The sequence below is a fragment of the Pontibacter litorisediminis genome, assembly GCF_029360645.1.
In the GTDB taxonomy this organism is placed as follows: domain Bacteria; phylum Bacteroidota; class Bacteroidia; order Cytophagales; family Hymenobacteraceae; genus Pontibacter; species Pontibacter litorisediminis.
On sequence record NZ_JARDUA010000003.1, the window covers coordinates 507275 to 520495 of the forward strand.

At 54.1% G+C, this 13221-nt stretch carries 9 protein-coding genes; 8 read left to right on the forward strand and 1 reads right to left on the reverse strand.

The annotated features are described in order from the left end of the window. Positions 1–4: 4 nt before the first annotated feature. Entirely contained in the window at positions 5–1978 is a 1974-nt protein-coding gene (locus PXG97_RS12170; RefSeq protein WP_276498022.1) for an OmpA family protein, read from the reverse strand. A 224-nt stretch (positions 1979–2202) separates the two neighbouring features. Between PXG97_RS12170 and lon the strand changes: the two genes are divergently transcribed. From lon to PXG97_RS12210, 8 genes are all read left to right on the forward strand, one after another. Then, positions 2203–4689 (forward strand): endopeptidase La, encoded by a 2487-nt coding sequence (gene lon, locus PXG97_RS12175; RefSeq protein ID WP_276498023.1) that lies wholly within the window; start codon positions 2203–2205, stop codon positions 4687–4689. A gap of 202 nt (positions 4690–4891) precedes the next feature. Further along, positions 4892–5935, forward strand: coding sequence for a type IX secretion system protein PorQ (gene porQ / locus PXG97_RS12180; RefSeq protein ID WP_276498024.1), 1044 nt, complete (start codon positions 4892–4894; stop codon positions 5933–5935). A 68-nt stretch (positions 5936–6003) separates the two neighbouring features. After that, positions 6004–7395, forward strand: coding sequence for an ATP-dependent protease ATPase subunit HslU (gene hslU, locus PXG97_RS12185; RefSeq protein WP_276498025.1), 1392 nt, complete (start codon positions 6004–6006; stop codon positions 7393–7395). A 349-nt stretch (positions 7396–7744) separates the two neighbouring features. Beyond that, a complete protein-coding gene (locus PXG97_RS12190; RefSeq protein WP_276498026.1) occupies positions 7745–8473 on the forward strand; it encodes an SDR family NAD(P)-dependent oxidoreductase in 729 nt (242 codons plus the stop codon). A 173-nt stretch (positions 8474–8646) separates the two neighbouring features. After that, positions 8647–9066, forward strand: coding sequence for an IS1/IS1595 family N-terminal zinc-binding domain-containing protein (locus PXG97_RS12195; RefSeq protein ID WP_420851781.1), 420 nt, complete (start codon positions 8647–8649; stop codon positions 9064–9066). Between the two features lie 791 nt (positions 9067–9857). After that, complete coding sequence (locus PXG97_RS12200; RefSeq protein WP_276498028.1) at positions 9858–11195, forward strand: hypothetical protein; 1338 nt, start codon at positions 9858–9860, stop codon at positions 11193–11195. A gap of 34 nt (positions 11196–11229) precedes the next feature. Beyond that, complete coding sequence (locus PXG97_RS12205; protein ID WP_276498029.1) at positions 11230–11493, forward strand: DUF4212 domain-containing protein; 264 nt, start codon at positions 11230–11232, stop codon at positions 11491–11493. 29 nt (positions 11494–11522) lie between these two features. Continuing rightward, complete coding sequence (locus tag PXG97_RS12210) at positions 11523–13214, forward strand: sodium:solute symporter family protein (protein ID WP_276498030.1); 1692 nt, start codon at positions 11523–11525, stop codon at positions 13212–13214. The last annotated feature ends 7 nt before the right edge of the window (positions 13215–13221 follow it).

Consider the following 13221-nt stretch of genomic DNA (forward strand, 5'->3'; position numbering starts at 1 on the left):
GTTTTTACTTCCTTGGCTTGATAATCTTAAACTCCACGCGGCGGTTAATGCGGCGGTCTTCCTCGGTTACCTCCTCCCGGATTGGTTGGCTGCTGCCGTAGCCAATGGCCTCAATGCGGTCGCCGCCGATGTTTACCTTACGCTCAATGTAACGCTTTATGGCATCGGCACGGTCCTGCGAGAGCACCTGGTTGAACTCGGCGTCCCCGGCACTGTCGGTGTGGCCGGCAATCTCCAGCATATAGGTTGGGTGGTCGATCATAAAGTAAGCCACCTCGTCCAGTATCGGCTCCATATCCGGCGTTATCTCCGACTGCATGGGCTCAAACTCGATGTTCTCGAACACCATCGGGATGCTGTAGTCAATCACCGAGGTCATGAAATCGATGGAGGTGTCACCCTTCAGGTTCAGCTCCCGCTCAATGGTAAAGAAGTCAGGGCTCTGGATCAGGATCATGTAGCGGGTATTGTCTATCAGGTTGAACTCAAAAGAGCCATCCGGCCGCACATACTTGCTCGATATTTCAATGCCGTTGTCCAGGTCTATTACCGAGACTACCGCAGAGAGCGGCTTTTGGGTAACAGAGTCCGTCAGCAGGCCCTCCACCTTCGTTACCGCCAGCGGGTGCGCCTCCATGGGCAGCGGAAAGGAGTAAAGGTCCAGGTTCTGGATGTCGTTGGCCTCGGAGCGGGCGTAGTACAGATTCCTGGAATCGGCATCAATGGTAAAATAATACTCGCTGCCCCGGCCGTTAACCAGTGGGCCGATGTTGCGCGGCTCCTGCCACTGCCCGTTTACCAGGTAAGTTTTATAAATGTCAAAGTCACCAAAGTTGTTGAGCTGACCGCGTGAGCTAAAGTATAACACCTGGAACTTGGGGTGCAGGAAAGGGCTTACCTCGCTCTCTCGGGTGTTGATCACGGGGCCCATGTTCTGCGCCGGCGCCCAGTCTCCTGACTTGGTCTTGTAGGTAAAGTAGATGTCCGAAAGGCCAAAGCCACCCAGGCGGTCGGAGGCAAAATACAGCGTGTCCTCCTGCTTCGACAAAGTTGGCTGAGAGTCCCAGCCAGTGCTGTTAACACGGGCGCCCAGGTTCCTGATCTGGCCCCAGCTGCCGTCCTCCTGCCGGGAGGCCACGTACAGGTCGCAGTTGCCGTAGCTGTCGGGTGCCTCGCAACGGGCAAAGTATAAGGTGTTGCCGTCGCGGCTCAGGCAGGCAGAGCCCTCGTTGTAAATGCTGTTGATCGGCTTGCCAAACGACTGCGCCTCCTCCCAAAAGCCGTTATTCTGCTTGCTGTAGAACAGGTCCTCGTTCACACGGTTTTGCAGGCCGCCCACATTGCGTTTAGAAGTATAGATGAGCACTTCGTTCTCGTCGTTCACTGCCGGCCCGTAGTCGGCGTAGGGCGAGTTGATGGCATTGCCCATATTCACGTACACCCCCTTTGGCGGTTTGAAGGTGGCAATGGACTTGCGGTACTCCACCAGCTCATAGTAGTAGTCCAGCGGCACGTAATAGTCCTTGGTGTTTTGCTCCAGCGAGTCGTAGTAAGACTTTACGTTGCGCACATTGGCACGGTGGTGCTTGAGCACGAGGCGGTACAGCGCTTTTGCCTTTTCCAGGTTGCCCTGGCGCTCCAGCAACTGGCCCAGGCGCCAGAGCAGCTGGGTATCCTTGTAAAAGTTCTCCACCCCGAAATGGTGCACGTACTCTTCCAGCAACGGAAGAACCTTGTTATACTGCTTGCGTTTCTCCAACCTGTTAATGAGAGAAAGCTTCTTGCGGTCGTGATAGTAAGGGATTTTGTTTAAATTGGGGAAATTGAGGTGCAACTCAGGGTCTGGCTGTGTTTTATTGCCCTGCAGTTTAGCCTCCGCTAATTTATCGGGCTGCACACGTTTTAGTTGCTGTGCCTGCACCAGCGCAGGTGCCAGGAACGTGAGCAGAGAGAATACCAACAGGAACAAGCGTTTCATCAGCGATGCGGTTTTGCCCAACGCTCAAAGATATTAATTTTGCGCTATATTATTGTAAAGGTGTTCGGGGTAAGTGCTATTTTTTTGAGGCGGCCCATGGGCTCCTCCTAAACCAGACAATTGAGCATGCTGGCACCCTTGGCACAAGACTTGAACAATAACAGCTGAGCAGGAAAAACGGGGCAAAGATGATGTTTTCCTGCCAATTTGGCACTGATCTACATATGAACCAAACACTAATGCATTTTCTGCAAAACCTGCTCCTCAGTAGCACGTCGGACGACGACGGCATGGAACTTATACCTGTTATAACTGCTGAGATAGAGGACGATACAAAACCAGTTGACTTGCCGGACGAACTTCCGATACTGGCAGTCCGCAATACGGTGCTCTTCCCGGGGGTGGTGCTGCCCATCACGGTGAGCCGCAAAAAGTCTGTCAAGCTGGTGCGCAAGTCGCACAGCAGTGGCAAGGTGATAGGTGTGGTGGCACAGAAAAACACCCTTTCCGATGATCCAACGCCGGAAGACCTGTACAACGTCGGCACAGTGGCCAAAATCCTGAAAATGCTGGTGCTGCCGGACGGCAACACGACCATTATCATACAAGGCCAAAACCGCTTTCAGATTGATGAAGTAACGCAGGAGGAACCGTACCTGGCCGCTAAGGTTAGTTTGTGCGAAGAGGCTCCGATGGATAAGAAAAGCAAGGAGGTGAAGGCGTTGCTGCAGTCGCTGAAGGATGCGGCGGCCAAAATGCTGAAGCTGAACCCGGAGATTCCGCAGGAGGCGCAGGTGGCGCTCGACAACATCGACAGCCCAAGCTTCCTGACGCACTTCCTGTCGAGCAACCTGAACGTGGAGGTGGCCCAGAAGCAGGCATTGCTGGAGGTAAACGACGGCAAGGAACGCGGCACGCAGCTGCTGGAGCTGATGCTGCGCGAGATACAGCTGCTGGAGCTGAAGCAGGAGATCCACACAAAAGTACACACCGACCTGGATCAGCAGCAGCGGGACTACTTCCTGCGCCAGCAGATAAAGGTGCTGCAGGATGAGTTGGGCCAAGAGGGGCCGGACCAGGAGATAGAGCGCTTCCGCGAGCGGGCCAAAAAGAAAAAGTGGCCTGAGCCGGTGGCGCTGCATTTTAAGAAAGAAATTGACAAGCTGGCCCGCCTGAATCCGCAGGCAGCGGAGTACCCGGTGGCGGTAAGCTACCTGGAGTTTCTGCTGGACCTGCCTTGGAGCGAGTATACCAAGGACAACTTTAACCTGAAGCGCACCAAAAAGATACTGGACGCCGACCACTATGGCCTGGAGAAGGTGAAGGAGCGCATTTTGGAGTACCTGGCCGTGCTCAAGCTGAAGAACGACATGAAGGCGCCTATACTTTGCCTGTACGGACCTCCGGGCGTGGGTAAAACCTCACTGGGCCGCTCTATTGCCAAGGCGCTGGGCCGCAACTACGTGCGCATGTCCTTGGGTGGCGTGCGCGACGAGGCAGAGATCCGTGGCCACCGCCGCACCTACGTGGGCGCCATGCCGGGCAAAATCATCAGCCAGATTAAGAAAACAGGCTCTTCTAACCCGGTAATCATCCTGGATGAGATCGATAAGCTGGCCTCTGATTTCCGCGGCGACCCGTCTTCGGCTTTGCTGGAGGTGCTGGACCCGGAGCAGAATCATACGTTCATGGACAATTACCTGGACGTAGAGTATGACCTGTCGAAGGTATTGTTCATTGCCACGGCCAACTCACTAGAGACCATACAGCCCGCCCTGCGCGACCGTATGGAGATCATTGAGCTGACCGGTTATACCCTGGAGGAGAAAACCGAGATCGCCAAGCGCCACCTGGTGCCCAAGCAGGTAGCCGAGCACGGGCTGGAGCCGGAGGATGTGAAGATACCGAAAGCCACCATCCATAAGGTGATTGAAGACTACACCCGCGAATCGGGCGTTAGGAATCTGGAGCGTAAGATAGGGCAGTTGGTGCGCAACACGGCCAAGCAAAAGGCCATGGAGGAGGAGTTTGCCATATCCATCAAGCCGGAAGAAGTAACTAAAATACTGGGCTCTGAGATCTTTGACAAAGAGATTTATCAGGATATAGACACGGCCGGCGTGGTAACAGGCCTGGCCTGGACCTCGGTGGGCGGTGATATCCTTTTCATCGAAAGTATACTGAGCCGTGGCAAGGGCAAGCTCACGCTGTCGGGCCAGTTGGGCGATGTAATGAAGGAATCCGCTATGACGGCGATTTCTTACCTGAAGGCTCACGCTGAACTACTGGACATCGACTACCGCCTGTTCGACCAATACGACCTGCACATCCACTTCCCGGAGGGAGCCGTGCCCAAGGACGGTCCATCGGCCGGTATCGCCATCTTTACTTCCATTGCCTCAGTGTTTACACAGCGCAAGGTGAAGTCGAGGCTGGCCATGACGGGGGAGATCACGCTGCGCGGCAAGGTGCTGCCGGTTGGAGGTATAAAAGAGAAGATTTTGGCTGCCAAGCGCGCTGGTATCACCGATATCATCCTTAGCCAGAAAAATAAAAAGGACATCAACGAGATTCCGGAGCAGTACATCAAAGGCCTCACCATTCACTATGTAGACCGTGTGGACGAGGTTGTGAAGATCGCCCTGTTGAAGGAGAAGGTGAAGAACCCGCTGAAGCTGGTGGTGACGGAGGAAAAAGTTGTGAATGATTAGCTGAATGTTGAATGAGCGAATTTGCTCTGTCATTTCGAACACTCTTGAGACGTGAGTCGAAAAGAGCCAGCGAAGCAGTGAGAAATCCGAAGCTTTTCACAGTTACAAAATACTCCGGATTTCTCACTGCGCTCGAGAGTGGTAACAAGCACTCTAGAACAGTTGCTCACTACATCACTCATTCGCTCATTCAAAATTGAATATGAAAACCGCCGCCCTTATACTTAGCTTACTGCTGGGCTCTGCGCTCATGGCACAGGCGCAGGTGGGAGGGCAGCGGGGATTTCCGTTTCTGGAGCTGCCGACAAACGCAAAGCAGGCGGCCTTGGGCGGCGTGAACGTAACGGCAGGAGGCCATGACGTGAACATGGTGACGGCAAACCCGGCGCTGCTGAACGAGGAGATGGACGGGCAGGTGAGCCTGAGTTATGTAGGCTATTTAGCTGACATCAGACAAAGCCACGCCGTGTATGCCTTTAACTCAGAGAAGCTGGGGCGCTGGGCGGCAAGTATAAATTACCTGAACTACGGTGACTTTGTGCAGCGCGACGCCACAGGCTTGGAGATCGGCACCTTTAACGTGAACGATTATATGTTGGCGCTTAGCCACGCCCGCGAGGTGGAGGCCTTTACCATTGGCGCTACCATGAAAGCGGCCGTATCCAGTATAGCCGGAGACAAGGCTGTGGGAGTGCTGGCTGATGCGGGAGCAGTATTTCAGCACCCGGAGAAGGACTTTACCGTGGGGCTTGCGTTTAAGAATGTAGGCTATCAGGTAAAGCCATTCGCCAACGCGGACCGGCAGCAGATGCCCTGGGATGCGCAGCTGGGCGTAAGCTATAAACCGGAGCACATGCCTGTGCGGCTATCGCTCACAGCGCACCGGCTTTACCAGTTCGATATTGTGTACCTGGACCCTGACGCACCCGGAAAACTGGATGCCAATGGAAACGAAGTGGAGGAGGAGAAGAAGTTGGGAGATAAGATTGCCCGGCATTTTGTGGCAGGGGCCGAGTTTGTGTTCAGCAAGAATTTCCAGCTGCGGGCAGGCTACAACCACCTGCGGCGCAAAGAGCTGCGGCTGGACAGCAAGTCAGGCGGGGCAGGCTTCTCATTAGGAGCCATGCTGCGGGTGCGGAGCTTTGAACTGAACTATGGCAGCGCCTTTTTTCATCCGTCGGGCGCCACGCATTACGTCACCATCGCCACCAATACCGGCACCTTCCTCAAAAAGAAAAGCAGTTAATAACCAAACGGCCCTGCGGCTTGTATTAGCTTAAGGCCGGGTTTGATTCATAAACACAAGAAGAAGACATGTTAGATAATATTGCATCGTTAACGCCCGCCCAGATTGTGGCGGAGCTGGATAAATACATCATAGGGCAGAAAGACGCTAAACGGAACGTGGCCATCGCGCTGCGCAACCGCTGGCGCCGCATGAACGCCGATAAAAGCATCCAAAGCGATATTGTGCCGAACAACATCCTGATGATCGGGGCGACAGGCGTGGGTAAGACAGAGATTGCGCGCCGTCTGGCTAAGATCGCCGATGCGCCTTTCACCAAGGTGGAGGCCTCTAAGTTTACCGAAGTGGGCTACGTGGGCCGCGACGTGGAAAGCATGGTGCGCGACCTGGTGGAGCAGTCGGTGAACATGGTGAAGCAGAAGAAAAAGGAGGAGGTGAAGCAGAAAGCCGCCGAGGTGGTGGAGGACATCATCCTGGATGCGCTGATTCCGCCGATCCAGGGCCGCGCCACGCCGGGCTATGCCTCCACGTCCGATCCGAATGCCATACCGGAAAATGACTACGAGTTGAACGAGCGCACCCGCGAGAAGTTCCGCGAAAAGATCCGCAACGGGGAGCTGGAGGACCGCAAGATCGAGATCAAGGTACAGCAGAGTGCTATGCCAGGTATGGGCGTGATGGGCCCGGGCATGGATGAGGCCTCCATGATGAACATCCAGGAGATGATCAGCGGCATGATGCCTAAAAAGACCAAGAAGCGCAAAGTAAGCATTGCCGAGGCGCGCAAGATTTTGCTGGAAGAAGAGGCGTCTAAGCTGATCGACATGGACGAGGTGAAAGAAGAGGCCATCTTTAAGGCAGAGAACTCGGGTGTGATCTTTATCGACGAGATTGACAAAGTAGCGAGCTCCAGCAAGAAAGGCAGCGGTCCAGACGTGAGCCGCGAGGGCGTGCAGCGCGACCTGCTGCCAATTGTGGAGGGTTCCACGGTGAATACCAAGTATGGCATCATCAACACAGACCACATCCTGTTCATCGCCGCCGGTGCGTTTCACGTAGCCAAGCCATCCGACCTGATTCCGGAGTTGCAGGGGCGTTTCCCGATACGTGTAGAATTGGATAGCCTGACGAAGGATGATTTCTACCAGATCCTGAAGTTCCCGAAAAACGCCCTAACCAAGCAGTATGAGGCGCTGCTATCGGCTGAGGATGTGGATTTGACCTTTAACGACGAGGCGCTGGATGAGATCGCCTCCATTGCCTACGAGGTAAACACGGAAGTGGAGAACATCGGCGCGCGCCGCCTGCATACGGTCATGAGCCGCCTGCTTAACGACATCCTCTTCGACGTGCCGGACAAGATCGGCGCCAATGCCCATATCCTGGTTACCCGCGAGATGGTGCAGGAAAAGCTGTCGGGCATGGTGAAAAACCGCGACCTGAGCCAGTATATTCTGTAGTTAGAGAGTTTGGGAGGTAGAAAGTATAAAGTGTGCCTGGTCTGGAAGCAGTTGCTTCTGTGCCCAAGTATAAAAGCGAATCTTAGATTCGCGTGAGAGGCGCAACTGGCGCCGGTATCCAACCGGTGCCGCCCAGTGTGCCGCGAGTCTCCAGACTCGCTTTTACACAGATTTATACTTTGACTATACTTTAAAAGCCAGTGTTCCTGCAGAGGCAGGGGCACTGGCTTTTTGCTTTGGCAGGGATTTTATACTTTGCTTCATTGGCTGCGGTGAGGCAATCTTTACCACCGTTATTTCCGTACCTTAAACTCCAACCTTGCTAAATTAACCTTCTAACTTTCTAATTTTGAACATTTACATCATCACTGGGGCCAGCAAAGGCATTGGTAAGGCACTGGCCGAGGAACTACTGAAAGACGAGAGCAACCGTGTGGTGGGTGTATCGCGCAGCTGCAGCATCAAGCACCCCAACTACCGCCACCAGCCCCTCGACTTCTCCGATATCCCTGCCGTGGAGCACAATCTGCAGAAGATATTCCTGCCTTACCCGGATGCGGAGAAACTGGTGCTAATAAATAACGCCGGCGTATTGGGCGACATTGGGTATGTAGGAGAGGGCATGCCCAACGAGCGTTTTGAGTTCGTGTTTGATGTGAACGTGATCGTGCCGGCCATGCTGATGAACACCTTTCTGGAAGTATACCGGGACCAGCAGGCGCAGAAGGTGGTGGTGAACATCAGCTCCGGCGCGGGCAAATATCCGGTGGATGGCTGGGCGAGCTACTGTGCCTCCAAGGCAGCTATTGACATGCTTTCGCAGGCGGTGCAGCTGGAGCAGGACAAGCGCGGAACGGGCACAAAAATATACGCGCTCTCGCCAGGGGTGGTGGATACAAACATGCAGGGCCAGATACGGCAGAGCGACGCGAGCCGCTTCAGTACGGTTGAGAAGTTCAGGCAGTACAAGTCCAATAACGAGTTAGCCTCACCGGAAGAGGTAGCATTGAAAATAAGTGATTTCCTGAACAATACAGGTAAGTATGACAAGGTGATTGTGTCGGTGCGGGATATGTAAGGGAAATAAGCTTATTTTAAGAGAGGATTGGGATGTTATTGGGATGCTAGCTTGTAAACCGCTGAACACTAAAAATATACCTTGCGAGGTATATACTGGTTTATTTTGCTAATTTAGTATATATATGCTAACTTGTTATAGTTAAGTGTTTACTCACTAAAATTTGTTAGCCTGTGAAGCACCCGGTTTGCCCCCGCTGTGAAAGCCTAGAAGTCGTAAAGAGTGGCATTGTGAATGACAGGCAGCGTTACCGCTGTAAAAAGTGCGGCTATTATTTTACAGTAAACAAAATTGGGAAGAACATCGACAGCTATTATGTCACCAAAGCACTGCAGCTATACATCGAGGGCATCAGTTACCGGGAGATAGAGCGTATACTGGGCATCAGCCATGTGACGGTAATGAACTGGGTGCGCAAGTATAAGATAAAGGCCCCGGAGCAAACGGAGTACCATCCTACCTATAAAATCCTGAACCACGCCGAGTTGGTGGAGCACCTGAAAAAGAGTGGCAACCTGAAAGGGGCTGGTATGATGATCACCGAGCTCGGCGACAAGTATATGATGATCAAGTGGAAGCGGTTTAAGGAGTAGGCCGGGAGCTGCCGCCTTCCACCGCGCCTGTCTTTTTGCCAAAGAAACTATCCCTGCTTTTCCCCTTGTCCTCCTGGAAGAACAACACTGGCAGAGCTGCGGCTACTCAATGTAAACCCACTCCTCAGGGCCACGCTCGCTCGCTTCGCGTTTTGGCTAGTTCAGGGGAGGACTTCAGCTGTGCCGGATTCAACCACCCCTGCCCCTCCCAAGAGGGGAATAAGTGAACGATTATCCTACGCCTCCCTGGAGGGGCTACCACTTCCCAACTCTCCCTTAAAGACAGGGGAGAGAACTCGGTTCCAGCTCCGTTAGCCTTAGCTATCGAAAGCTGTTCCCAGTCCTTGGGTTGAGCGCCTTGTGAGATCCGGTGCCACGCTAGTGGCAGCGCCCTGGCGCAGGAGGGAACACAGCGCGATGCCCGAGGACGAGCCCTCTCGGGCTAGAGAGCACCAAAGCCAGAAATGAAACATGTTGGATGTAAGGCCATGGATGAGCAGCAGCTAATAAGGATAACTTGTGTCCAGTTGCAGAAAGCAGCGGCTAAGCGCAGGCATAAGCGGAGGCTAGCGCCAGAGTGGCAGCCTCATACAACTACAAGGTTTACCCATCTAAAACAAGCCACAAAACAGAGCAAATTTCACCTATAAACTACCTTCAATCGGCAGCTATATCAATTCAGCAAAAAAGTACACCTTCTAACACTTTTTCTGTAGCAATCTCATAAAATAGATCAAAGATTCAGGGAACAGCTGTCCTTTCTACTATTAACCTAAAATTCCTGAATATCAATGAGAAAACTGATACTAAGTATAGTGGCGGGGCTAGGGCTTTGCTGCTCTGGTGGAAGCGCTATGGCACAGGGCTCCACCCTTTATGGTTCGGGGCTGAAGGTGAACCTGAACGAGGACGGTTCGAGGTATTTTCGCATCATTGCCTGGAACCAGGTATGGGTGAGGTACAACGAAAACAACACAGGCTCCATTAGAAATGGAGAAGAGGTAGACCATACCTTTGATGTAGGCCTGCGTCGCTCTCGCGTGCTGCTCTACTCCCAGATTAGCCCCAGGTTTCTGATCCTGACGCATTTCGGCATTAACAACCAGAATGCCGTGAGCGGGGGCTACTCGGGTACCGACGGTAAAAAGCCGCAGCTCTTCATGCACGACGCCTGGGCAGAATACAAGGTCTTTGAAAATAGCCTGAGCATAGGAGCAGGCCTGCATTACTGGAACGGCATTTCGCGCCTATCTAATGCCAGCACCCTCAACTTCCTGGCCTACGACGCTCCCATCTCCAATTGGCCTACCATAGAGGCAATAGACCAGTTTGCGCGCATGCTGGGTGTATATGCCAAGGGTAAGCTGGGCAAGCTCGATTACCGGGTGGCCGTGAATGATCCCTTTTTGGCCAACACCTCCGCGGCCATAGGCCCTGCTGCCAATTACAATCCGCGCAACAACAAGAAAGTATACCAGGGGTACTTCAACTATCAGTTTTGGGAACAGGAGTCTAACCTGCTGCCATACATGGTAGGCACTTACCTGGGCTCAAAGCGCGTGTTCAACATCGGTGCTGGCTTTATGCACAACAGCGACGGCATGTGGCGCGAGGAGGCCACAGCGCTTGGCAGCAGGATTGTGGAAGAGGACATCGACCTGTTCGGCGTAGATGCCTTTCTGGACATGCCACTGAACCAGGAGAGCGGCACGGCCCTCACGGCCTACGCGGTGTACTATAACTATGACTTTGGGCGGAACAACGTGCGCAGCATCGGCATACTGAACCCTGCCACAGAGGGCGGGGGGCTGCGCGGAAACGCTTTCCCGACCATGGGCACGGGCAACATGGGCTACGCAGAGCTGGGGTACCTGCTGCCTAAGAGCACACTCGGGGAGGAGGCGCGCCTGCAGCCCTACGCCGCTTTCAACTATGGCCGGTTTGATGGGTTGCGCGATAGCAGCGGAGACAAGCAGTCGGTAAAGGTGCTGGACGTGGGGGCGAACCTGTTGCTGGAGGCGCACCATGCCAAAATCACGCTGAACTACCGCAACCGCCCCGATTTCACGAACATCAACAACCTGAAATACAGGCCTGAGGTCACGCTGCAGGCTATGATCTACCTCTAACATCATCCACCTTAATATCTAACCTCTTTTACCAATGGAAAATAACAGACAAAAAATGCAGGAGTACTGGAAGCGGAACCTGCGCATCCTGCTCACGCTGCTCGGGCTGTGGTTCGCGGTGTCGTACCTCTTCGGGATTCTGCTAGTAGATGAGCTCAACCAGTTTATGCTGGGCGGCTTTAAGCTGGGTTTCTGGTTTGCGCAGCAGGGTTCTATCTACTTTTTCGTGCTGATCATCTTCATCTATGTATGGCTGATGAACAGGCTCGACCGGGAATTTGACGTGCACGAGGATTAACACTGTCTCACCTTAAAACCGAAAACACCATGAGCATCTTAGCTTGGACATACCTGATCGTGGGCCTTACGTTTGCCCTCTACATCGGCATCGCCATTTGGTCGCGGGCCGGATCTACCAAAGAATTCTACGTGGCCGGGGGCGGCGTAAGCCCGCTGGCAAACGGCATGGCCACCGCCGCCGACTGGATGAGCGCGGCCTCCTTCATTTCCATGGCCGGCCTCATCTCGTTTATGGGCTACGACGGCTCTGTATACCTGATGGGCTGGACCGGAGGCTATGTGCTGCTGGCCCTGCTGCTGGCACCCTACCTGCGCAAGTTCGGTAAGTTTACCGTGCCGGATTTTGTGGGTGACCGCTACTACTCCAAAACAGCCCGCCTGGTGGCTGTGGTCTGTGCCATCTTTATATCCTTTACCTATGTGGCCGGCCAGATGCGCGGGGTGGGCATTGTGTTCTCCCGTTTCCTGGAGGTGCAAATTGAGACAGGCGTCATCATCGGTATGATCATCGTGCTGTTTTATGCGGTATTAGGTGGCATGAAAGGCATCACGTATACCCAGGTGGCGCAGTACTGCGTGCTGATCTTCGCCTACATGGTGCCTGCCATCTTTATCTCCATCATGCTTACGGGCAACCCGATCCCGCAGCTGGGCCTGGGCGGTGATGTGGCTGACGGCACGCCGCTGCTGGCGAAGCTCGACGGTATGCTGACCGAGTTGGGCTTTGCGCCTTACACCGACGGTACCAAGTCAACTATAGACGTCTTTTTTATCACGGCAGCCCTGATGGTGGGTACGGCCGGGTTGCCGCACGTGATCGTGCGTTTCTTTACCGTGCCCAAGGTAAAAGATGCACGCAAATCGGCGGGCTACGCGCTGGTGTTTATCGCCATCCTGTACACTACGGCTCCCGCCATTGGGGCCTTTGGCCGCTATAACATGCTCAACAACATCAGCAACCGCTCTATTGCGGAGATGCCGCAGTGGGTGCAGAACTGGCAGAAAACCAGCCTCATCGCCATAGACGACAAGAACGGCGACGGGCGCATACAGTACGTGAAAGACCCCGCCACAAACGAGCTGACCATAGACAAGGACATCATGGTGCTGGCCAACCCGGAGATTGCGGGGCTGCCCAACTGGGTGATTGCCCTGGTGGCGGCCGGCGGCCTGGCAGCGGCGCTTTCCACAGCGGCCGGTCTGTTGCTGGTAATCTCTACCTCTATCTCCCACGACCTTCTTAAAAAGTCGTTTATGCCGGATATCACTGAAAAAAGCGAGCTGATTGCGGCACGTGTGGCGGCTACGGCAGCTGTGGTGGTGGCAGGTTATTTTGGCATCAACCCGCCGGGCTTTGTGGCCGAGGTGGTGGCCTTCGCCTTCGGCCTGGCAGCGGCCTCGTTCTTCCCGGTCATCATCATGGGTATCTTCTCCACCCGCATGAACAAGCAGGGAGCCATTTGGGGTATGGTTGTTGGCCTGGCCTTTACCATCTCCTACATCTCTTACTTCAAGTTTATTAACCCAGAGGCCAACCTGCCCGAGAACTGGTGGTTCGGCATTTCGCCTGAAGGCATCGGTACGCTGGGCATGTTGCTCAACTTCGTGGTTTCTTCGGTGATATCCAGAATGACGCCGCCGCCGCCAGCTCATATCCAGGACCTGGTAGAGGATATCCGCGTTCCACGTGGGGCCGGAGCCGCAACGGTGCATCATTAATTGTTGA